The sequence below is a fragment of the Dactylosporangium cerinum genome, assembly GCF_042653625.1.
Taxonomy (GTDB): domain Bacteria; phylum Actinomycetota; class Actinomycetes; order Mycobacteriales; family Micromonosporaceae; genus Dactylosporangium; species Dactylosporangium cerinum.
This window is the reverse complement of the sequence record NZ_JBHSIU010000009.1, coordinates 177,587-198,640: the sequence shown is the minus strand read 5'-3', so window position 1 is coordinate 198,640 and position 21,054 is coordinate 177,587. Positions and strand designations below refer to the sequence as shown.

The following is a 21,054-nucleotide window of genomic DNA, read 5'->3' as shown; positions in this document are numbered from 1 at the left end:
CGGGCAACACCCAGCAGCAGAACAACCCGGGCCAGACCGGCACCCCCACCGGCCAGCGTCCCGTCCCCAGCGGCTCGGCCGGCACCGGCGGCTCGGCGACCGAGTCCGCGCCGGCGGAGCCCACCGGGAACCCCACGCCTTCCCCCACGAAGGACCAGGGCCTCCTGGACTGGCTGTTCGACTGAGAGCTTTTCCTACGAAGGGGCCCGGTGTCTGACACCGGGCCCTTCTCGTTGTTCATGCCGGTACGGTTGGGCGAACACAGAGGGGGTTTTCCGCGCATGCCGATCCGACCTTCGACCGCCGCGCTCGCCTTACGCCGCCGCAGGCAGTCCGGCCGTATCGTGACGTCCCCGGCCGGCTGGGCCGTCGCCGAGGTCGAAGCCGCCCTCGAAGTCCCCGCCGACCCGGCCGCCGCCGCCTTCTTCGACGTCGACAACACGATGATGCAGGGCGCCTCGATCTACTACTTCGCCCGCGGCCTGGCGAAACGCAAGTACTTCAGCAGCGGCGACCTGGTCCGCTTCGCCTACCATCAGGCCCGCTTCCGCCTCCTCGCCTCCGAACACGCCGGCACCGTCACCAACGCCAAGTCCGCGGCCCTCGCGTTCATCGCCGGCTGGCAGGTCGAGGACATGGAACGGCTCTGCGAGGAGATCTTCGACGAGCTGATGGCCGACCGGATCTGGTCCGGCACCCGCGCCCTCGCCCAGCTCCACCTCGACGCCGGCCAGCGGGTCTGGCTGGTCACCGCGGCCCCCGTCGAGCTCGGCCGCATCATCGCCCAGCGCCTCGGGCTGACCGGCGCCATCGGCACCGTCGCCGAGATCTGCGACGGCGTCTACACCGGCCGCCTCGTCGGCGACCTCATGCACGGCCCCGAGAAGGCGGCGGCCATCACCGCCCTCGCCGCCGTCGAAGGCCTGGACCTGCAGCGGTGCGCGGCCTACAGCGACTCGGTCAACGACACCCCGATGCTGTCCACCGTCGGCTACGCCGTCGCCGTCAACCCCGACCCGGCCCTGCGCCGCGAGGCCCGCAGGCGGGGCTGGGAGATCCGCGACTTCCGCACCGGCCGCAAGGCGGCGAAGATCGTGGTGCCCGCCGCCCTCGCGACCGGCGTCCTCATGGGCGGCGTCGCCACGGCCGCCGCGCTCCGCCGCCGCCGGCGCACCCCGGTCGGGTAGCCCAACCCCGGTCAGGTAGCCCAACCCCGGTCGGGACAGCTCACACCTCGGTCGACCATGGCCGTCTTCGCGCGGAGCGCGACCATGGCCGTTCGGTCGTGCTGCGTCGCGCGAAGCCCGACCATGGCCGTCTTCGCGCGAAACGCGACCATGGCCGTTCGGTCGTGCGAAGCGCGACCACGGCCGTCAGTCTCCGCCGCCGCCGGACGCATCCCGGTCGGGCCGGTCGGCAGCTCGCACCTCGATCGTGCCGGCCGCACCGTTTCACCCACACGGTACCCGACCCATGGAAATTGATCTCCAAACCGCCTACCGCGCAACCACTCTCCGTGACAGGCGCACCGGGGGTCAGCTGGAGAAGGCGTCGGGGCGGCGGTCCAGGAGTTTGTACAAGGTCTGCTGGATCGTCTCGCGGACCTGGTCGGCGAGGTTGAACACCACCATCGGGTCGTCCGCGGAGTCGACGAAGTCGACCGTCGGGATCGGCTCGCCGAACTCGATGAGCCACTTGCTCGGCAGCGGCACCAGGCCGAGCGGGCCGAGCCACGGGAACGTCGGCGTGATCGGGAAGTACGGGGCGCCCAGCAGGCGGGCGAGCGGGCGCAGGTTGCCGATCAGCGGGTAGATCTCCTCGGCGCCGACGATGGAGACCGGGACGATCGGGGTGCCGGTGCGCACCGCGGCGGAGACGAAGCCGCCGCGGCCGAAGCGCTGCAGTTTGTACCGCTCGGCGAACGGCTTGCCGATGCCCTTGAAGCCTTCGGGGAAGACGCCGACGAGCTCACCCTCGCCGAGGAGGCGTTCGGCGTCGGGGTTGCAGGCGAGGGTGGCGCCGGACTTGCGGGCCATCTCGGACAGGACCGGGAGGCGGAAGACCAGGTCGGCGCCCAGGAGGCGCAGGTGGCGGCGGGCGGAGGTCTCGTCGTGGACGGCGATGGAGAGCATGAGGGCGTCCAGCGCCACGGTGCCGGAGTGGTTGGCGACGACGAGGGCGGGGCCTTCCTTCGGCAGGTGCTCGACGCCGAAGACCTCGGTGCGGAACCACTGGTTGTACAGGGGGCGCAGCAGCGGCAGGAACACACCGTCGGTGAGGTGGCGGTCGAAGCCGAAGTTGTCGACCTCGTAGTCGCCGGTGAGCCGCTCGCGGAGGAATGCGAGCGCGCCGGCGACCCGGTCGTCCCACTGGTCGGGGAGACCAGGGTCAGTCATGTGCCCGCCTCCAACGCGGCGCGCGCCGCACGGGTCCGTCGGAAGCCCTCGAGCAGGGTCTGTTCGAGGGCGCGGATGCGGTCGGCCGGCAGCACCTCACCGGACCGGCGGCTGCGGACGAACTCGTCGAAGGCTTCCGCGGTGGTCCGGGGGGTGAAGCCGAACTCCCGGATGAGCTTGGTCGTGTCGACGACCCGGCCGTGCACGAACAGGTCGAGCTGGTCGAGGGACACGGTGCCGCGGCCGAGGCCTGCGGCGATGCCCAGGCCGGGCTCGAGGACCGGCATGGTGATCCGGCCGGCCCGCCGGACGGCCTGCGACAGGGTCAGGGTCCCCGCGCCGGCGACGTTGAACGTGCCCGGGTGTGACTCGGCCACGGAGCGGTGCAGGACCTCGAACGCGTCGTCGACGTGCAGGAACTGCAGGCGCGGGTCGCGGCCGAAGACGGTCGGGACGACGGGTGCGGCGAAGTGCCTGGTCAGGCTGGTGTCGACGGTCGAGCCGATGAACGGCGCGAAGCGCAGCACGGTGGCACCGACGTCGGGGCGCCGGCGGCGGAAGCCACGGACGTAGCCCTCGATGTCCAGGACGTCCTTGGCGAAGCCGCCGCGCGGGATCTCCCGCGGCTCGGTGTCCTCGGTGAAGATCGCCGGGTCGCGGAAGGACGCGCCGTAGGCCGCGGTGGAGGAGCGGATCACCAGTTTGTGCAGCCGGGGCGCCTGCTGGCAGGCAGCGAGCAGCTGCATCGAGCCGATGACGTTGAGCTCCTTCATCGCGGCGCGACCGCCGTGCTGGTCGACCGCGGTGGTCACCGCGAGGTGCGCCACCGCTTCGACCCGGGCGTCGACCAGCACCCGCAGCACCCCAGGGGTGCGCAGGTCAATCTGGTGCACGTCGACGTCCTTGAGCACCGCGGCGAGGTCACTCGACGGTGCCGTGCTGTCAATGCCGACGACCCGCTCGATCCGTGGATCAGCGGCGAGTCTGGCGGCCAAGTGTGCGCCGAGATAGCGGCCCACCCCTGTCACCAGGACAACCCGTGGCGTGCTCACACAACTCCTCTAGATTCGCCGAAGGCTCCCGTGAAAGGGGGTCCCGGCAGGCGGAAGCGGCCAGGGCTTCCCTAGAAACGAGTGCGAGCGAGCCGGGGCGGACCGCCGGCGCGCTGCTACTTGCCGAGACGACGACGCTGGACGCGGGTCTTGCGCAGCAGCTTGCGGTGCTTCTTCTTGGCCATACGCTTGCGGCGCTTCTTGACCACCGAGCCCATACGGGTATCTCCTCGATACAGCGGAACGCGTGCCATCGCTGGCACGCCGAAGACATGGTTAGCGGCTCCAGCGTAGCCGCACCCCCGCGTGATCGGTAAAGCGGGTGCACCGCAACGGCGGCTACGCCGTCTCGCGGAACGCTTCGCGGAGGTATGCGTCGACCGCGTGCTCGGGCACCCGGAACGACCGGCCGACCCGCACCGCGGTGAGATCCCCGGCGTGAACCAGGCGGTACACGGTCATCTTGGACACTCGCATCAGGGTTGCCACCTCGGCGACCGTGAGAAACCTGACCTCGCCCAACCGGCCTTCGGTGGTGTGTGGCGTGCTAGACATCGCGACCTCCGACCAGCGTGCTCGCCAAGCTGATGAATCAGCGTGTTATCAGTACGGTAACGGTACTGCTGTGACTTGCGCTTTGGCTTCGTCGGATTCTTTGCAAGCAAGGTCAAGTCAGTGCCTGCCGGTGCCTGCCCGGTGCCTACTCGGTGCGCAGCGCGACCACCGGGTCCAGGCGCCCGGCCCGCTGAGCGGGCACGACGCCGAAGATGATGCCGACGGCGGCGGACACCCCGAAGGCGAGCGCGAGGGACCACCAGGTGATCGCGGCCGGCACCGGTGACAGCGCGGCGACGACCAGGGCGGCGCCGATGCCCAGGCCCATGCCGATGAACCCGCCGAGGGTGGTGAGCAGGACCGCCTCGAGCAGGAACTGCACGCCGATGTCGCGGGGTCTGGCGCCGACCGCCTTGCGCAGCCCGATCTCCTTCGTGCGTTCCCGCACGGAGACGAGCATGATGTTGGAGACGCCGACCCCGCCGACGAGCAGGGAGATGCCGGCGATCGCGGCGAGGACGCCGGTGAGCACGCCGAGGATGTCGCCGAGGACGCCGAGGATCTGTTCCTGGGTGACGGCGCTGAACTCGGTGCCGGGGTGGCGTCGGCCGAGCTCGGCGAGGATGCGGGCGCTGAGGTCGTCGATCTCCTCGCGGTTCGGCGCCTTGATCGCGATCCCGTCGACGCGGTTGGTGCCGAGCAGCCGCTGGGCGGTGGTGATGGGGACGTGGACCTCGTTGTCGCGGTCGACGCCGAGGCTCTGGCCGAGCTGCGCGAAGACCCCGATCACCCGGAAGCGCACGCCGGCGATGGTGATCTGCTGACCGACGGCGTCGCGCTCGCCGAACAGGTCGCGCGCGACGCGATAGCCGAGGACGGCGACGCGGCGCTGGGTGTCGACGTCGCTGCGGCTCAGGTACGTGCCGCGGGCCAGGCTGCGCACGAACACCTGCGGGGTGGTCTCGATGACGCCGTTGATGGTGGCGAACGTGTCGACGTTGCCGGCGGCGACCGTTTCCCCGGACGCCACGGTGACGGCGACCCGGCTGCGGTCTCCCACGATCTTCGACACGGCGTCGACGTCGGAGAGGTCCATCCGCGACACCGACGGCGCCGAGCCGAGGCTGACCTGGCCGGGCAGGACGATGAGCAGGTTCGAGCCGAGCCCCTCGACCTGCCGTTCGATCTGCTGTTTGGTGCCCGTGCCGATGGCGACGAGGACGACCACGGCGGCCACGCCGATGATCACGCCCAGCATGGTCAGGGTGGAGCGCAGCCGGTTGGCCCGCAGTGCGTCGATGGCGACCCGCCACGCCTCGGCGAACCTCATACGATCACGCCGTCCCGCATGACGATCTTGCGGTGGGCCCGGTCGGCGACCTCGTGGTCGTGGGTGACGACGACGAGGGCCACGCCCTGCTCGCGGTTGAGCGCCTCCAGCAGGGCGAGGACCGCCTGGCCGTTATGGGTGTCGAGGTTGCCGGTCGGCTCGTCCGCGAGCAGCACCTGCGGGTCGGTGACCAGGGCCCGGGCGATCGCGACCCGCTGCTGCTCGCCGCCGGACAGCTGGTTGGGCCGGTGGTCGAGGCGGTGCCCGAGCCCGACGCGTTCCAGCATCGCGACCGCGCGGCGGCGCCGCTCACCGGCCCGCATCCCCCGGTACACCAGCGGCAGCGCGACGTTGTCCACGGCGGTGGTGCGGGCGAGGAGGTGGAAGGACTGGAAGACGAACCCGATCGTCTCGTTGCGCAGTTTCGCGAGGGCCTGCGGGTCGAGGCCGGCGACGTCCCGGCCGCCGATGCGCAGGCTGCCCGTGGTCGGCCGGTCCAGGCCGCCGAGCAGGTGCATCAGCGTCGACTTGCCCGACCCGGACGGGCCGATGATCGCCACGTAGTCGCCGGCGTCGACGGTGAAGGTGACCCCGCGCAGCGCCGGGACGGTCACCCCGTCCAGGGCATACTCCCGGGTCACGTCCTGCGCAACGAGCGCCGCGCTCATCTGGGCAGACCCATGCCCTGCTTGACCTTGTCGGTGCCGCGGACCACGACCCGGTCGCCGTCGGCGACGCCGCTGAGGACCTGGACCCGGTCCTGGCCGGAGACGCCGACGGTGACCGGCGCCTGGACGGCCTTGCCGTCGCGGACGAGCCAGACGACGTCCTTGCCGCCGACGTTGAACACCGCCGCCGCCGGCACCGTCACCGCGTCGCGGATCTGGCGGACCTGCAGGTGCGCGACGGCGTTCATGCCGGGGCGGGGCGCCGGGGCGGGCCGGCCGTCGGCGAAGGTGCCCTTGCCCAGGGTGAGCCGCGACCGGTACGACACCCCGCCGCGCGCCGACGTGGTCGGCAGGACGTCCGCGGACGTGACGGTCGCCTCGTAGGTGGCGCCGGGTGCCGCGTCGAGCTCGACCCGCGCGGTGACATCGGGCTGGACGAGCAGGACGTCGGTCTCGTCGATCTCCGCCATCAGCCCGAGCTGCGACACGTCGACGACGGTGAGGATCGCGGTGCCGGCGGTCACCTGGCCGCCGACGGGGACGGCCGGGTCGACGCCCGGCCCGGCGCCGGCGCCGGTGCCCGCCCCGGCCGCGGCGGGTGCCTGGCCGCCGGTCGCGGCGCCGAGCAGGTCCGTGATCGACGGTGCCGCCGCCGCGGAGGTGCCGCCGAGCTGGACGACGCCGGCGACCGGGGCCCGCAGCGTCAACGCGTCGACGGTCGACCTGGCCAGGTCGTAGGCGGCCTGCGCCTGGCTGCGCTGGGCGGCGGTGAGGGCGGCCATGGCCTTCGTGACGCTGGCCAGGCCGCGCTGGACCGCGGCGATCACCGCACGGGCCGACGCGGCCGCCTCCTGGTAGGACTTCTCGGCGAAGTCGATCTGCGCGAGGAGCCCGGCCCGCACCCCGGTGTCCGCGATGACCTGGGCGGCCTTGCGGGCCTCGCCGAACGCCTTCGCGGCGGCGTCGTCGGTCTTCTTCTGCGTCGCCGACAGGTTCTTGACCCCGCCGCCCCCGCCGCCGGCGCCCTTGAGCGCGTCGAGGGCCTCCTCGGCGCTGCGCAGCCGCTGCTGCGCGGACGGGGAGTCCACGACGGCCAGGACCTGGCCGGCGGTCACCGTGTCGCCGGGGCGCACCGCGAGGGACGCGAGGGTGCCGTCCGCGGCGGCGGTCAGGGTCGCGGCGGCCCGCGCGGTGACGGTGGCCGGGGCATCGACGACCTCGACGACGTCACCGCGACCGGCGGTGCCGAGTCCGATGTCGTCCTGCTCGTCGGCGCAGGACGCACCGGTGAGCGAGAAGAGGGTGAGGACGGCCACGAGGAGCTGAACACGCGGGGGGACGCGATTCACGCCCGCAAGTCTGCCACGCCGGTCACCGGCCCCGGTCAGACGTGGTTGCGCACGTACTTCACGCAGTCGGTGGCGACGTCGTCCCACGACACGCCATAGACCTTCGTGGCGGCGTCCTGCAGCGGCTCACCCTGCCGGGCGGTCAGGTTGAAGAACTCGAGCATCTTCGCCTCGCCGAAGCGTTCCGCCATGCGGTGGACCGCCAGGTACGCCACGCCGTACCGGCCGCTGACGTCGGCGGAGCTGGTGCCCTCCGGCGGGTCGTCCATCGCGATCTCGTTGTTCCAGCGGCCGCTCTGCACGTACTTGCGGACCGAGGCGACGTCGTCGAAGCGGCCGCCGAGGCCCTGGACCCGCACGTACTCGGCGATGCCCTCGACCAGCCACCAGGTCTGGTCGTAGGCCCGGGACACGTTGGCGAGGGTCACCACGTGCGTGAACTCGTGCCGCAGGACGTCCAGGGTCTCCTTGACGTCGACCCGGTTCGCGTTGAGCACGATCTCGGTCGCGTCGGCGGTCAGTGGCAGCGCGAAGCCGGCGACCCAGCTCTCCTGCTTGATGCCGTACCAGGTGGACCACTCCTCGGGTCCGGCCAGGTAGACGACGTACCGCGACGGTGTCGGGCTCCACTTCGAGTAGCGGTCGGCCAGTTCCGCGGCCTTCTCGGCGGCGTTGAGCATCGTGGTGAGGCGGCCGGCGTACTTCGGGGTGGTGGCCATGACGACCCGTTTGCCGACCGCGACCCGCAGTTCGCTGCGTTCCCAGGGGCGCGGGCCGAGGTCCTCGGCGACCCCGAACTCCAGCAGTTTCACCGTGCCGCCGGTGACGCTCCACTTCGTCTTCGTCTCGAGGTTCATCGGGTCGCAGGTGGTCACGACGTAGCAGTACCTGACGTAGACGATCACGTCGGCGGTGTTGTCGGTGCCGACCTTGACGGCGTCCAGGACGCTCGGCTCCCACACCTTCACCTGCAGCTGGCGCAGCGAGTTGAACCGTCTGGTGAGGTCCTCGCGCAGCGTGGCCGCGGACGGGTCGACGGCGGCGACGAACCCCTCGGCGTCGCCCTTGAGCAGCGCCGCGCCCTGGTCGGCGAGGGCCTGCTTGACCTTCCCGTCGACGGACGGCGGGGTGGATGCCGTCGGGCTGCCGCTGGTGCCGGGTCTGCCGTTGGCCTGGCCGGGGTTGCGGCCGGCCGGGTCGACGCCCTGGGCGGAGCCGCTGGCGGTCCGCTCCCGCCGCACGGTCTCGAACGCGATCGCCGCCGGGGGCGTGACCAGGATCAACGCGAGCGCGACGAGCAGGGCGGCGCGCAGTCCGGTGATCCTGGATCGCCGCGGCGGGGCGGGCGGCGGGAACGGCGGGTAGCCGAACTGTCCGGGATGGTGCTGCGGCGGATACGGCGGTCCGGGGTACGGCTGCTGCTGCGGGACGTACATCTGCGGGCCGGACGGGGACGGTACGCCCAGGTGCGGGCCGGACGGGAACTGCCCGGTCGGACCGGATCCGGGGAACTGACCGGTGGGCAACTGGCCGGCGGGGAACTGGCCGGTGGGAAACTGCCCGGTGGGGAACTGGCCGGTCCGTGGCGGCACCGGCGGGAACTGGCCGGTCGGGGCGTGCCCCGGGAACGTTCCGGTCTGGTGCGGCACGACCGGGAACTGGCCCGTCGAGGGCTGCGGTCGCGGCGACGGGGGGCTGTCCGGCGGCACGAATCCCGTCGGCTCGCCCGGCATCGGCTGGCGCGGCGGCTGGTTCTCGGCGGACGTCCGGGGCTGGACGATCGGGTGCTGGCCGGTGTTACCCATCCGCGGCGGGAACGGCCCGGCCGGCGGCCACGGCGCCACCGGCTCCGGCGACGTCAACGGCCGCTCCGGCGACGGCGAGCCCGGCGACGGGAACGACCGCTCCGACGACGGCGAGTCCGGCGAAGGCTCCGGCGACGGGGCCGACGACGGCGGCAACGACGACCGCTCCGCCGTCGCCGGCGATGCCAGCGACGGCGACGGCAGTGACGGCGACGGCAGTGACGACGATGCGGTTGACGGCGACGGCAGTGACGGCGACGGCAGGGGCCGCGGTGGTGCCGGGCGGTGCACGGACAGCGGCACCGGCGTCGGCAGCGGTGCCCGCGCGGGTAGCGGCGTCGGTGTCGGGATCGGCTCGTGGACGGCGATCGGGTCGGCGACCGGTGGCGGCGCCTGCGGCACCGGCACCGGGATCACCGGTGGTGCAGCGGGCGCCGCGACGGGTTCGGCCTCCGTGGCCGGGCGCTGGCGGGGCAGCGGCGCGCGCGGTGGCGCCACGGGGTCCGGCGCGGCGTCCGGTCCCGTGTGCCGGGTCGCGTCAGACTCATCCCCCTGCATCACTGCCGGAACGTACGCGACGCGGTCAAGGTGGCGCGTCGCCCGTACGGACGAGATGCAGTGTTAGCCCGTAACCTCCCGATGTGTCCGTCTAGCCGCGGGAGGTGACCGCCCGGGCGAGGAAGCCGAGGTTGGCGGGGCGTTCGGCGAGGCGCCGCATCATGTACGCATACCACTGCGTCCCGTACGGCAGGTAGACCCGCACGGTGTACCCGAGCCGGGCGAGCCGGAGCTGTTCGTCGGGGCGTACCCCGTACAACATCTGAAACTCGAACTCGTCGGGGTTGCGGTCGAACCATTTGGCCCGGTCCTCGCCGATCGCGACCAGTCGCGGGTCGTGCGTGGCGAGCATCGGATAGCCGGTGCCGGCCATGAGCACGTTGAGGCAGCGCACGTAGGACTTGTCGACGTCGAGGCGGGACTGGTACGCCACCGACTCCGGCTCCTTGTACGCACCCTTGCACAGGCGGACCCGGGAGCCGCTGACGGCCAGCTCGCGGCAGTCGGCCTCGGTGCGGCGCAGGTAGGACTGCAGCACGGCGCCGGTGGTCGGGAAGTCGGCGCGGAGCCGGCCGAGGACCTCGAGCGTGGAGTCGGTGGTGGTGTGGTCCTCGGCGTCGAGGGTGACGGTGGTGCCGGACTCGCTCGCCTTGGCGCAGATCGCGCGGGCGTGCTCGTAGGCGAGTTTCTCGTCGAAGACCTGACCGAGTGCGGAGAGCTTCAGGCTGACCTCGGCGGCGGGGGTCAGCTCGGCGGCGTGCAGGGCGTCGAGCAGGTGCAGGTATTCGTCTCGGGTCGCCTCGGCCTGCTGGGGGTTGGTGGTGTCCTCCCCCAGGTGGTCGATGGTGACGGCCAGTCCGTCGGCGACGAGTTCGCGGGTGCGTTGTAACGCGTCCTCCGCGTGCTCGCCGGCGATGAACCGGCGCACGATGCTCCGGCTGACCGGGGCGGTTTCTACGATCCGCTCGACCCGATGTGAGCGGGCCGCGGCGAGGATGACCGATCTGAGCATGTGCCGAGCGTAGACAGAACCACTCGCCATCGGTGACGCCTGGTCGCCAGTGTGGCATTTCTTGACTACCTTGGTCGGGTGGACTTCGACGCGTATGCGCGGACCGCTGTCGACATCGTCAACGCGCCGCTCGAAAGCATGCAGGATCTCGCCGCACTGTTCGGCGAGGACAGTTGGCAGACCGCCGAGGCGACGGAGCGCGATCTGATCGCGTTCCGTCGTGCCCGGAAGCGGCTGCGGGAGGTGTTCGAGCACGGCTCCTCCGGCCGGGACATGGCCGCGGTCGCCGAGCTCAACGCGCTGCTGGAGGCCTATCCGATGCAGCCGCGGATCTCCGGTCACGACACCCATGACTGGCACATGCACGTCACCGGTCGCGGGTCGTCGGTCAGTTCGGAGCTCCTGGCGGGCGCGGCGTGGGGCCTGGCGGTGTGGCTGTGCGAGCACGGCAGCTCCAGGTTCGGTGTCTGCGCCGATGAGCGCTGCGGCAACGTCTATCTGGACACGTCGTCCAACTGTTGCCGCCGGTTCTGCTCGGAGCGGTGTGCGACCAGGTCGCACGTCGCGGCGCACCGGGCCCGGAAGCGGGCCGCCGAAACGAGCGCCACCCTCGCACCGGCGCAGGTCGGAGTGGGCGAGGCCGATCGGGCGGTCGTTACCGCGTAAGTGCTGGAAACGGCCACGGACACGGCCGACTTCGGCATATCTTGCGTGGTGTGGTTCGCTTAGCTGCGCACCCGGCATGCCCGAAATTTCGGACAAGTCGGTTGTGTGGTTCAGGGCGATGTCGGGTCGTGGCGATCGTGCACGGCCCTCGGCACCGGGCACCGCGCCGGATCACAACGCCCTACGAAGGAGAAACAGCACCATGGCACAGGGAACCGTGAAGTGGTTCAACGCTGAGAAGGGCTTCGGCTTCATCAGCGTCGACGGCGGCAACGACGTCTTCGTCCACTTCTCCGCCATCGCCGAGGACGGCTACCGCAGCCTCGACGAGAACCAGCGCGTCGAATTCGAGGTCAAGCAGGGTCCGAAGGGTCCTCAGGCCGAGTCCGTCCGCAAGATCTAGCCGTCGACTTCACGGCCCGGCGCGCTCGCGTGCCGGGCTTTCTTCACGTCCCGGGCGCGCTCGCGGGGGGCCGGAGGTTCACACCTTCGACGGCGTCGTGAGGTGCTGGCGGGCGAAGCGCAGCGACTCCGCCAGGTCGGCCTCCCGCTCCGCCCTGCTGCTCGCCTTGCGGGTGCCGACCTCCACCGCGACCGACCCGGTGAACCCGCGCCGCCCCAGCGACTCGAGCAGCTCCGCGCACGGCTGGGTGCCCCGGCCGGGGACCAGGTGCTCGTCGCGGCCCTTGCCGGTGCCGTCGCCGAGGTGCACGTGGGCCAGGCCCGCGCCCATCGTGTCGGCCAGGCCGAGCGCGTCGGTCCGTGAGGCCGCGCAGTGGGAGAGGTCGAGGGTGTAGGAGTCGAAGCCGGTGATCGTCGGATCCCAGCCCGGCGCGTACGGCACGAACTCCCGCCCGACCCCGCGCAGCGGGAACATGTTCTCCACCGCGAACCGGATCCCGGGGAACGCCTTGCCCAGCCGGGCCAGCCCCGTCTCGAACGTCCGGGCGTAGTCCCGCTGCCAGGCGAACGGCGGGTGCACCACGACGACCGGCGCGCCGAGCGTGTCGGCGAGCACCGCGGCCCGGCGCAGCCGCTCCCACGGGTCGGGGCTCCACACCCGCTGGGTCACCATCAGACAGGGCGCGTGCACCGAGCGGACCGGCACGCCGTAGTGCTTCGACAGCCCGGCGAGCGCGCCCGCGTCCTGGCTCACCGCGTCGGACCAGACCATCACCTCGACGCCGTCATAGCCGACCGCGGCGGCCATCTCGAACCCCGCCGCGGTCGGCTCGGGGAAGACGGACGAGGTGGACAACAGGACCGGCACTCGTGGGCTCACTCCACCAGGCTAGCCCTCGGGACCTAGCGTCTCCTGTCGATCAACTCGACTCCAACACCTCCAGCCGGCGAAGAATCACCCCTTCGCGCAGCGCCCACGGGCAGATCTCGACCTCGTCGATGCCCAGGCTGCGCATCGTGACCTCGGCCACGACCGCCCCGGCGAGGATCTGATGCGCCCGCCCCGGGCTGACCCCGTCGATCTCTGCGAGGGCCGCCGACGGCATCCTGCGGATGAACGACAGCACCTGGTGCAGCCCCGTGCGCGTCAGCCGCCGCGGCGCGCGCGGTCCCGCGCTCGACGGCGCGGCGCCAGCCAGCCGGGCCAGGGTCCGGAACGTCTTCGAGGTGGCCACCGGCCGGTCCCAGCCGCTGTCCATGAGGCGTTTGGCCGCCTTCGCCACCTCGGCCTCCGCGTGTTCCCACAGCGCGTCGACGGACGCCTTGCTCGCCGGGTCGCCGTCCAGCCGCTCCCGGGTGAGCCGCCCTGCGCCGAGCGGCACCGACAGCGCCACGTCGGGCTCCTCGTCGATGCCGGTCGCGAGCTCCAGCGAACCGCCGCCGATGTCCATCACCAGCAGCCGCCCGGCCGACCAGCCGAACCAGCGGCGCACCGCCAGGAACGTCATGATCGCCTCGGCCTCGCCGGACAGGACCTGCAGGTCGACGCCGGTCTCGTCGCGGACCCGCCGCAGCACCCGGGCCGAGTTCTTCGCGTCCCGCACCGCCGACGTGGCGAACGCGAGCAGGTCCTCGGTCTCCAGCGCCGCCGCCGCGTCCCGGGCCTCGGCACACGCGGCGACCAGGCTGTCCGCGCCGGCCCGGCTCAGCTCGCCGTCCTTGCCGATCTTCTCAGCGAGCCGCAGCTCCGCCTTCTGTGAATGCGCCGGCCACGGGTGGGCCCCGTGATGTGCGTCGACCACCAGCAGGTGGACCGTGTTCGAACCCACATCCAGCACACCGAGCCGCATCCCTTCACCGTAATGCCGCGGCTGCACGCGTACCCTTCGTCAGATGGACATTCACGTCGCGGTCGACAGCATCAGCGACCCCGAGACGCCGCGTGACCGCGAGGTCGACCTCGACTTCCCGCGTGAGTTCCTGGAGTTCTCCGACCCCGCCGACGCCGACCACCTGGTCCGCGCCGACCTCACCTGGCTGCTGTCCAACTGGACGTGTGTGTACGGCCAGGGCTGCCACGGCATCATCGAAGGCAAAGCGGAGGAGGGCTGCTGCTCCCACGGCGCGTTCTTCACCGACGACGACGACGAGAAGCGGGTCCGCGCCGCCGCCAAGCGCCTCTCCCCCGAGCACTGGCAGCATTACCGTCGCGGCTTCAAGCAGTACACCGAATGGGACACCATCGACGGGGAGTCCAAGGCCCTGCGCACCGCCACCCGCCCCGGCGCCGGCTGCGTGTTCCAGAACGACACCGACTTCCCCGGCGGCGGCGGCTGCGCCCTGCACGGCCAGGCCCTGCGCGACGGTGTCCACCCCCTCGAATACAAGCCGGACGTGTGCTGGCAGCTGCCCGTGCGCCGCGACCAGGACTGGCGCAAGCGCCCCGACGGCACCAAGGTGCTCGTGTCCACCCTCGGCGAGTTCGACCGCCGCGGCTGGGGCGAAGGCGGTCACGACCTGCACTGGTGGTGCACGTCGTCCCCCGACGCCCACGTCGGCGCGAAGCGGCTCTACCAGGAATACGCGCCGGAGCTGATCGCCCTCATCGGCCAGGCCGCCTACACGAAGCTGGCCGAGCTGTGCGCGGAGCGGGCGAAGCAGGGGATGATCGCTCCTCACCCGGCTACGACGGTCGCCCTGAAGCTCCTGCCCACCCGCCGCGCCTGACTCTTCATGATCCAGTAGAGTTTGTGTACCTATAGCTGCACAAGCCCTACCGGATCATGGAAAAGGTGGCCGGGGGGTCAGGACTCGCCGTCGCGGGGGTCGGCGCGGGTGCGACGGGACCGGGCGAACAGCGAATAGCCGACCGCCGTCAAGGACAGCCCGATGAGGATGCTGGGCAGCGCTTCGGGCCACCGGGCGCGGAAGATCGCGGTCCAGGTCGAGCTGGCGGCGAGGAGCACGCCGATCAGCATCATGAGCGTCCCGGCCGTGCCGGAGTTGAAGCTGCGCACCCCCGGAAACGCTACGGGGTCGGTGGTGTCGAGTGTGTGACAACGCGGGAACCCGGCCGTGCAACCGCCCCGCGGTGCAATAGGTTCATGCGGTGACCGAAGAGATCTTCCCCGGGGTGGAACTGGGTGAGGGCACCGTGGTTGAGCCCGGTGCACGGATCGGGGTGCCGCCGCGCGGCGCGGCGCCCGGCGAGTTGCCGACGATCATCGGGCCGGGCAGCAGGATCCGGTCCGGGACCGTGATCTACGCGGGTGCGCGGATCGGGGCGCGGTTCCAGTCCGGGCACGGGGCGATGATCCGCGAGAACAACGTCATCGGCGACGGGTGTTCGGTGGGCACCAACGCGGTGCTGGAGCCGGGCAACCGGATCGGGGACGGCACCAGGGTCCACTCGCACTGCTTCCTGGAGAACGTGACGCTGGGGCGCCGGGTGTTCCTCGGGCCCGGGGTGGTCTTCACCGACGACCCGCACCCGCCGTGCCCCCGCTACGACGAGTGCGTCGGCGGCGCCACGGTCGAGGACGACGCCTCGATCGGGGGCAATGCGACGATCCTGCCGGGCGTGCGGATCGGGGCCCGGTCGCTGGTCGGGGCGGGGTCGGTGGTGACCCGGGACGTGGCGCCGGACACCGTCGTCGCGGGCAGCCCGGCGCGGGAGAAGCGCAAGACGTCTGAGCTGGTGTGCGCGCCGGGGCACTTCGCCAAGCCGTACGAGTGGCGCGAAGCACTCGACTCCTGACGGCAGGGGGTCTCAAGTCGGCGGGCGATCGGCCGAACGTGTAGGCGTGACCCTGCCCGCGATCAACGCTCTGGTCGACGTGGTGCTGATGGACGGCGAGGCCTATCAGTCCCGCGTCGAGGACATGACCGGCAAGCGGCTGACCGTCGCCGCGCCGTTCGGTGTCAACAGCGCCGACATGCCCCGGATCGGCACCTCCGTCGAGCTGGCCTGGGTCGCGGGCGACCGGCGGCAGGCCGTCGACGTCAGGTTGGTCGGGCTTAGCAAGGAGCAGCCGCCGCGCTGGTCCCTCGAAGCGGTCGGGTCGGTGCGGCTGCAGACCCGCCGCAACTACGTGCGCGGCGGGGGCGGCGAGGGCGTCGAGGTCACCAAGGACGGCACCGCGTTCCGCGGCCGGGTCATCGACCTCTCCGAGGGCGGGGTTCGCTGCCGGATGCACGAGGACCGCTTCGACCGCGACGACCGGGTCGACCTGCGGATCGCGCTCAACGAGGAGACGATCGCGATCCGCGGCACGGTGCTGTTCGTCCGCCGCGACCCGGAGAACGCCTCGTTCGACGTCATCATCACGTACGAGACGACCGAGGGCATGGGCCGCGCCATCCGCGGCTACGTCCTGCGGCGCGAGATGGAAGAGCGCCGCAGAGCCCGGGAGTCCGTGGCCAATGCCGGATAACTCCTACGGCTCGAACTTGTAGCCCAGGCCGCGGACGGTGACGATGAAGCGCGGCGCCGACGGCTCCGGCTCGATCTTCGAGCGCAGCCGCTTGACGTGCACGTCGAGGGTCTTGGTGTCCCCGACGTAGTCGGCGCCCCAGACGCGGTCGATCAGCTGGCCGCGGGTGAGGACCCGGCCGGCGTTGCGCAGGAGCAGCTCGAGCAGCTCGAACTCCTTCAGCGGCAGCTGGACGGCGTCGCCCGCGACGGTGACCACGTGCCGGTCGACGTCCATGCGGACCGGGCCGGCGGACAGGGTCGGCGGGGCGAGCTCGCCGACCGCGTCGACCTGCCGGCGCAGCACCGCGCGGATGCGGGCGACCAGCTCGCGGGGCGAATACGGCTTGGTGACGTAGTCGTCGGCACCGATCTCCAGGCCGACGACCTTGTCGATCTCGCTGTCCCGGGCCGTGATCATGATGATCGGCACGTTGGACTTGGTCCGCATCTGGCGGCAGACCTCGGTGCCCGACATCTCCGGCAGCATCAGGTCGAGCAGGACGATGTCCGCTCCGGTCCGGTCGAACTCCGTGAGGGCCTCGGTGCCGGTGGCCGCGATGGAGACCTCGAAGCCCTCCCTGCGGAGCATGTACGACAACGGGTCGGAGATGGACTCTTCGTCCTCGACCACGAGTACGCGCGCCAACGTGCTGTCCTTTCGTAGCTGCCGGGGAGCCGCACTGCGCTGCGAACCGCGGGTCTGATGTTGCGATTGGGTCACAATCATGGGGTGCCTCCGATCTCAACGGACGGCGGTAGCGCCATGGCGGCCTCCGCTGGACGTGCGGGCAGCCGCAAGGTGAACGTCGAGCCAACTCCGACGGTGCTGGCCACGTCGACCCGGCCGCCGTGATTGGTGGCGATGTGCTTGACGATGGCCAGGCCAAGGCCGGTGCCGCCGGTCGCCCGGGACCGCGCCCGGTCGGCCCGGTAGAACCGTTCGAAGATCCGGTCGATATCACGGGGCTCGATGCCGATGCCCTGATCGGCGACGGCGATCTCGATGTAGCCGGCCTCGTGGCCCGTCTCGTCCCCGGCCGAGATGCTGGTCGTGATGCTGACCGTGGTCGACTCGGGCGAGTAGGCGATCGCGTTCTCCACCAGGTTGACCACGGCGGTGACGAGCTGGTTCTCGTTGCCGTAGACGACCAGCCCGTGCGGGCCGAGCGACGCGACGTCGATGTGCTTGGCGGAGCTGGGCGTCTTCGTGCGGTCGAGCACCTCGACGACGATCTTGTCGACGTCGACCGGCTCCGGCTCGGGCAGCGGCTCGGCGCCCTGCAGGCGGGACAGCTCCATGAGCTCGGAGACGAGCCGGCCGAGCCGGGCGGACTCGTGCTTGATCCGCTCGGCGAAGCGGATCGCCGCGGCGGGGTCCTTGTCGGTCGCGTCCAGCAGCGCCTCGGCGAGCAGCTGCAGCGCGCCGACCGGGGTCTTGAGCTCGTGGCTGACGTTGGCGACGAAGTCGCGGCGAACCCGGGCGACCCGGTGTGCCTCGGTGACGTCGGCGGCCTCGATCGCGACCCGGCCGCCGTCGAGGGCGACCGCCCGCACGTTGACGCCGAGCGGGTCGCCGTGGGTGAGGCGCGGCAGGTCGAGCTCGACCACCCGGGTCAGCCCGCTGCGCCGGACCTGGCCGGCGAGGGTGCGCACGATGGTGTGCGCCTCCTCCTCGGCGCCCTGGCGCTGCCGGATGAGGCCCATCTCGCGGGCCGCCGCGTTGACCAGCACGGGTCGGTCGGTGTCGTCGAGGACGACGACCCCGACGAGCAGCGCGTCGAGGATCTCGGTCATCGCCGCCCCCGCTGTCGCGCTGTCGGCCTTCGACTGCCGGAACTTCCAATCCACGATCTGATCGTAGGAGGTCGCTTACCCGACGGACGGTGGTCCAGGGCACGAAACGGGCTCACATCATCCAGTGTTCACCCTCAGGCGGGATGAAGTTCACCGGGCGCGTCGATGAGCGACCTACCGTGAGGGACACCACGATAGGAGAACTATGCGCGACGAATACCGTGCCGACCTGCTGCAGGTCAACCGTCTGCTGGTATCGATGGCTGACGCTGTGCGCAGCGCGATGATCCGGGCCACCAAGGCCCTGCTCGCCGCCGACCAGACCGAGGCCGAGGAGGTCGTGGCCCGCGACGCGGAGGTCAACGCCCTCTACCGGCTCGTCGAGGACAAGGTGTACGACCTGTGCGCCCGCCAGGCACCGGTGGCCTCCGACCTGCGGGTGGTGCTGACCGCCCTGCACCTCGCGACGGATCTCGAGCGCATGGGCGACCTCGCCGACCACGTCGCGAAGACGGCGTTGCGCCGGCTGCCCGAGGTGGCCGTGCCGCCAATCCTGACCGAGACGTTCGAGCAGATGGGGGTCGTCGCCGACCGGATCGCGGGCAAGATCTCGCGCGCGATCTCCAACCTCGACGTGGTCGCCGCGGGGCAGCTGGACCGTGACGACGACGAGATGGACCGGCTGCACACCAGCCTGTTCGAGACCATGTTCGGGCCGAAGTGGACCGAAAGCACCCAGGCGGCGGTCGACACGGCGCTGCTCGGCCGCTTCTACGAGCGTTACGCCGACCACGCCGTCAACGCCGGCCGGCACGTGGTGTTCCTCGTCACGGGCGAGGCGTTCGACACCGCCCAGGCATAACACCGCACGAAACAGGCGTGACACCGCACGGAAGAGGGGGCCGCGACAGCGGCCCCCTCTTCGTCGGAACTACCGGCCCTGGTTGGCGACCGCGGCCGCGGCCTCCTTGGCCGCCTCCGGGTCCAGGTAGGTGCCGCCGGCCGTGACCGGCCGCAGCGCCGCGTCGAGGTCGTAGCGCAGCGGGATGCCGGTGGGGATGTTGAGCTTGGCGATCGCCTCGTCGGAGATGCCGTCGAGGTGCTTCACCAGCGCGCGCAGCGAGTTGCCGTGCGCCGCGACCAGCACCGTCGTGCCGGCCAGCAGCTGGGGCACGATCTGGTCGTACCAGTAGGGCAGCATCCGCTGCACGACGTCCTTCAGGCACTCCGTGCTGGGACGGATGTCCGGCGGCAGATTGGCGTAGCGCGGATCGGCGGCCTGCGACCACTCGTCGTCGTCGGCGATCGGCGGCGGCGGCACGTCGTAGGAGCGGCGCCAGAGCATGAACTGCTCCTCGCCGAACTCCTCCAGGGTCTGCTTCTTGTTCTTGCCCTGCAGGGCACCGTAGTGCCGCTCGTTGAGCCGCCAGCTGCGCTGGACCGGGATCCAGTGCCGGTCGGCGGCGTGCAGGGCGATCTCGCTGGTGCGGATCGCACGGCGCAGCACTGACGTGTGCACCACATCCGGCAGCAGACCGGACTCACGGAGCAGCTCGCCGCCCCGACGGGCCTCGGCCTCTCCTTGGGCGCTGAGGTCCACGTCGACCCAGCCGGTGAACAGGTTCTTGGCGTTCCACTCGCTCTCACCGTGCCGCAAGAGCACCAGTGTCCCGACTTCACTCATGCCGCAATCTTCCCGCACCGAATCACTTCGACAGCACCGGACCTCCGATGTAAGGATGCAGGCGTGCAGCACCGCTTACCATCCCAGTTCTGGATCGTCTGGACCGCCACGCTGATCAACCGGGCCGGCGGCTTCGTCGGGATCTTCCTGACGATCTACCTGTCGACGGAGCGGGGGTTCAGCGAGGCGGCGGCCGGCCTGGTCCTCGGCCTCTACGGGCTGGGCGGTGCGATCGGCGTCACTGTCGCCGGCCACCTGACCGACCGGTGGGGGCGGCGGCCGACCGTGCTGCTGGCGATGGGATCCGCGTCGGTGCTGATGGTGTGCCTCGGGCTCGCGCACGGCCGCCCCGCGATCATGGTCGGCACGCTGGCGCTCGGCATGGCGACAGAGGCAGCCCGCCCGCCGCTCGGCGCGATGATCGCCGACCTGGTGCCGGCCACCGACCGCGGCCGGGCCTTCTCCGTGTACTTCTGGGCGATCAACCTCGGCTTCGCGACCGCGGCGGTCCTGGCCGGCTTCGCCGCCGGCAGCGGCTACCTGACGCTGTTCATCGCCGACGCCGCGACGACCGCCGCCGCGGCGGTGCTCCTCGCTGTGAAGACCCGCGAGACCAGGCCGGCCGTGACGACGAAGACCCTGGAGCGCTCGGGGCTGGGCACCCTCGCCCGCGACCGGGTCTTCCTGGGCTTCGTCCTGTGCAACCTGCTGATCGCGCTGGTCCTGCTGCAGCACATGGCGATGCTGCCCCTCGCCATGATCGACGACGATCTGAGCCCGAAGACGTTCGGCGTCGTGATCGCGCTCAACGGGGTGCTCATCGTGCTCGGCCAGCCACTCGTCACCCGGCTGCTGGCCACCCGACGCGAGGCCCTGGTCGCGCCGGTGGCCGCGGTGGTGGTGGGGATCGGCTTCGGGTTGACCGCGTTCGCGCACACCCCGGTCTGGTACGGCGCCACCGTGCTGCTCTGGACTGTCGGCGAGATGCTCAGCGCCCCGTCCAACGCGGCACTGCTGGCCGGGCTGTCCCCCGTCGACATGCGAGGGCGCTACCAGGGCGCGTACGGGCTGTCGTGGCAGGCCGCGGCGTTCCTGGCGCCGACGCTGGGCGGCGCGGTGCGCGAGCTCGCCGGCAACAGCGCGCTGTGGCTGGGCTGCCTCGGGCTGGCCCTCGCCTCGGCCGCGTGGGGCCTGCTCGCCGCGCGCGCCAGGGAGTGCCGGGTGGCCGCCGTGACGGCCGCCGCCGAGGCCCGGGAAGACCTGGTTACGATCTAACTGTTAAGAACGTTTACCGATCCTGGAGCAACGC

General features: G+C 71.5%; 22 protein-coding genes and 1 pseudogene. 8 read left to right on the top strand and 15 right to left on the bottom strand.

Going from position 1 to position 21,054, the window contains the following annotated elements; translation table 11 throughout:
• The first annotated feature begins 281 nt into the window (after positions 1–281).
• Positions 282–1,187, top strand: a complete 906-nt coding sequence (locus tag ACFPIJ_RS06105) for an HAD family hydrolase (protein ID WP_380113612.1) — start codon at positions 282–284, stop codon at positions 1,185–1,187.
• 348 nt (positions 1,188–1,535) lie between these two features.
• Here ACFPIJ_RS06105 and ACFPIJ_RS06100 read toward each other — a convergent pair whose 3' ends face one another.
• The 9 genes and pseudogenes from ACFPIJ_RS06100 to ACFPIJ_RS06060 form a co-directional block, all read right to left on the bottom strand.
• Entirely contained in the window at positions 1,536–2,396 is an 861-nt protein-coding gene (locus tag ACFPIJ_RS06100) for a lysophospholipid acyltransferase family protein (RefSeq protein ID WP_380113611.1), read from the bottom strand.
• Entirely contained in the window at positions 2,393–3,448 is a 1,056-nt protein-coding gene (locus ACFPIJ_RS06095; protein WP_380113610.1) for an NAD-dependent epimerase/dehydratase family protein, read from the bottom strand. Before ACFPIJ_RS06095 ends, ACFPIJ_RS06100 begins: the two co-directional genes overlap by 4 nt.
• Before the next feature lie 116 nt (positions 3,449–3,564).
• Positions 3,565–3,666, bottom strand: coding sequence for a 30S ribosomal protein bS22 (locus ACFPIJ_RS06090; RefSeq protein WP_007465623.1), 102 nt, complete (start codon positions 3,664–3,666; stop codon positions 3,565–3,567).
• A gap of 121 nt (positions 3,667–3,787) precedes the next feature.
• Positions 3,788–4,003, bottom strand: coding sequence for a helix-turn-helix domain-containing protein (locus tag ACFPIJ_RS06085; RefSeq protein ID WP_033363444.1), 216 nt, complete (start codon positions 4,001–4,003; stop codon positions 3,788–3,790).
• A gap of 145 nt (positions 4,004–4,148) precedes the next feature.
• Positions 4,149–5,333, bottom strand: a complete 1,185-nt coding sequence (locus ACFPIJ_RS06080; protein WP_380113609.1) for an ABC transporter permease — start codon at positions 5,331–5,333, stop codon at positions 4,149–4,151.
• Positions 5,333–6,001: pseudogene (locus tag ACFPIJ_RS06075) on the bottom strand (ABC transporter ATP-binding protein); the annotation flags it as partial. The gene ACFPIJ_RS06080 and the pseudogene ACFPIJ_RS06075, both read right to left, overlap by 1 nt.
• Positions 5,998–7,437: an efflux RND transporter periplasmic adaptor subunit gene (locus tag ACFPIJ_RS06070; protein WP_380113608.1), complete on the bottom strand. Its 1,440-nt coding sequence runs from the start codon at positions 7,435–7,437 to the stop codon at positions 5,998–6,000. The pseudogene ACFPIJ_RS06075 and the gene ACFPIJ_RS06070, both read right to left, overlap by 4 nt.
• On the bottom strand, positions 7,386–9,716 hold the full coding sequence (locus tag ACFPIJ_RS06065) for a hypothetical protein (RefSeq protein ID WP_380113607.1): 2,331 nt from the start codon (positions 9,714–9,716) through the stop codon (positions 7,386–7,388). Before ACFPIJ_RS06065 ends, ACFPIJ_RS06070 begins: the two co-directional genes overlap by 52 nt.
• A gap of 88 nt (positions 9,717–9,804) precedes the next feature.
• Positions 9,805–10,725 carry a proline dehydrogenase family protein gene (locus tag ACFPIJ_RS06060; protein ID WP_380113606.1) on the bottom strand — a complete coding sequence of 307 codons (921 nt, stop codon included), beginning with the start codon at positions 10,723–10,725 and terminating at the stop codon, positions 9,805–9,807.
• A gap of 78 nt (positions 10,726–10,803) precedes the next feature.
• Here ACFPIJ_RS06060 and ACFPIJ_RS06055 point away from each other — a divergent pair, with 78 nt between their 5' ends.
• Positions 10,804–11,391, top strand: coding sequence for a CGNR zinc finger domain-containing protein (locus tag ACFPIJ_RS06055; protein ID WP_380113605.1), 588 nt, complete (start codon positions 10,804–10,806; stop codon positions 11,389–11,391).
• A gap of 202 nt (positions 11,392–11,593) precedes the next feature.
• On the top strand, positions 11,594–11,794 hold the full coding sequence (locus ACFPIJ_RS06050; RefSeq protein WP_380113604.1) for a cold-shock protein: 201 nt from the start codon (positions 11,594–11,596) through the stop codon (positions 11,792–11,794).
• A gap of 78 nt (positions 11,795–11,872) precedes the next feature.
• On the opposite strand, the gene ACFPIJ_RS06045 is transcribed toward ACFPIJ_RS06050, so the two are convergent.
• Together ACFPIJ_RS06045 and ACFPIJ_RS06040 are read right to left on the bottom strand one after the other, a co-directional pair.
• Positions 11,873–12,673 carry a sugar phosphate isomerase/epimerase family protein gene (locus tag ACFPIJ_RS06045; protein ID WP_380113603.1) on the bottom strand — a complete coding sequence of 267 codons (801 nt, stop codon included), beginning with the start codon at positions 12,671–12,673 and terminating at the stop codon, positions 11,873–11,875.
• A 40-nt stretch (positions 12,674–12,713) separates the two neighbouring features.
• Positions 12,714–13,643 carry a Ppx/GppA phosphatase family protein gene (locus tag ACFPIJ_RS06040; RefSeq protein WP_380113602.1) on the bottom strand — a complete coding sequence of 310 codons (930 nt, stop codon included), beginning with the start codon at positions 13,641–13,643 and terminating at the stop codon, positions 12,714–12,716.
• Positions 13,644–13,686: 43 nt separating this feature from the next.
• Here ACFPIJ_RS06040 and ACFPIJ_RS06035 point away from each other — a divergent pair, with 43 nt between their 5' ends.
• Complete coding sequence (locus ACFPIJ_RS06035; protein WP_380113601.1) at positions 13,687–14,520, top strand: DUF3109 family protein; 834 nt, start codon at positions 13,687–13,689, stop codon at positions 14,518–14,520.
• Between the two features lie 77 nt (positions 14,521–14,597).
• Here the strand turns inward: ACFPIJ_RS06035 and ACFPIJ_RS06030 are convergent, their stop codons facing one another.
• Positions 14,598–14,810 carry a hypothetical protein gene (locus tag ACFPIJ_RS06030; RefSeq protein WP_380113600.1) on the bottom strand — a complete coding sequence of 71 codons (213 nt, stop codon included), beginning with the start codon at positions 14,808–14,810 and terminating at the stop codon, positions 14,598–14,600.
• A gap of 92 nt (positions 14,811–14,902) precedes the next feature.
• On the opposite strand from ACFPIJ_RS06030, the gene ACFPIJ_RS06025 reads away from it, so the two are divergent.
• Together ACFPIJ_RS06025 and ACFPIJ_RS06020 are read left to right on the top strand one after the other, a co-directional pair.
• Positions 14,903–15,550 carry an acyltransferase gene (locus ACFPIJ_RS06025; protein ID WP_380113598.1) on the top strand — a complete coding sequence of 216 codons (648 nt, stop codon included), beginning with the start codon at positions 14,903–14,905 and terminating at the stop codon, positions 15,548–15,550.
• A 46-nt stretch (positions 15,551–15,596) separates the two neighbouring features.
• The gene (locus ACFPIJ_RS06020) at positions 15,597–16,226 is read left to right on the top strand and encodes a PilZ domain-containing protein (protein ID WP_380113597.1); all 630 of its coding nucleotides are present in this window, start codon (positions 15,597–15,599) and stop codon (positions 16,224–16,226) included.
• A 3-nt stretch (positions 16,227–16,229) separates the two neighbouring features.
• Here the strand turns inward: ACFPIJ_RS06020 and ACFPIJ_RS06015 are convergent, their stop codons facing one another.
• Together ACFPIJ_RS06015 and ACFPIJ_RS06010 are read right to left on the bottom strand one after the other, a co-directional pair.
• Positions 16,230–16,913 (bottom strand): response regulator transcription factor, encoded by a 684-nt coding sequence (locus ACFPIJ_RS06015; RefSeq protein WP_203852089.1) that lies wholly within the window; start codon positions 16,911–16,913, stop codon positions 16,230–16,232.
• A gap of 77 nt (positions 16,914–16,990) precedes the next feature.
• The gene (locus tag ACFPIJ_RS06010; RefSeq protein ID WP_380113662.1) at positions 16,991–18,061 is read right to left on the bottom strand and encodes a sensor histidine kinase; all 1,071 of its coding nucleotides are present in this window, start codon (positions 18,059–18,061) and stop codon (positions 16,991–16,993) included.
• Between the two features lie 205 nt (positions 18,062–18,266).
• On the opposite strand from ACFPIJ_RS06010, the gene phoU reads away from it, so the two are divergent.
• Positions 18,267–18,923, top strand: a complete 657-nt coding sequence (gene phoU / locus ACFPIJ_RS06005; RefSeq protein WP_380113596.1) for a phosphate signaling complex protein PhoU — start codon at positions 18,267–18,269, stop codon at positions 18,921–18,923.
• 69 nt (positions 18,924–18,992) lie between these two features.
• On the opposite strand, the gene ACFPIJ_RS06000 is transcribed toward phoU, so the two are convergent.
• On the bottom strand, positions 18,993–19,745 hold the full coding sequence (locus tag ACFPIJ_RS06000; RefSeq protein ID WP_203852091.1) for a phosphoglyceromutase: 753 nt from the start codon (positions 19,743–19,745) through the stop codon (positions 18,993–18,995).
• A gap of 63 nt (positions 19,746–19,808) precedes the next feature.
• Here ACFPIJ_RS06000 and ACFPIJ_RS05995 point away from each other — a divergent pair, with 63 nt between their 5' ends.
• Complete coding sequence (locus tag ACFPIJ_RS05995; protein ID WP_380113595.1) at positions 19,809–21,020, top strand: MFS transporter; 1,212 nt, start codon at positions 19,809–19,811, stop codon at positions 21,018–21,020.
• Positions 21,021–21,054 lie beyond the last annotated feature (34 nt).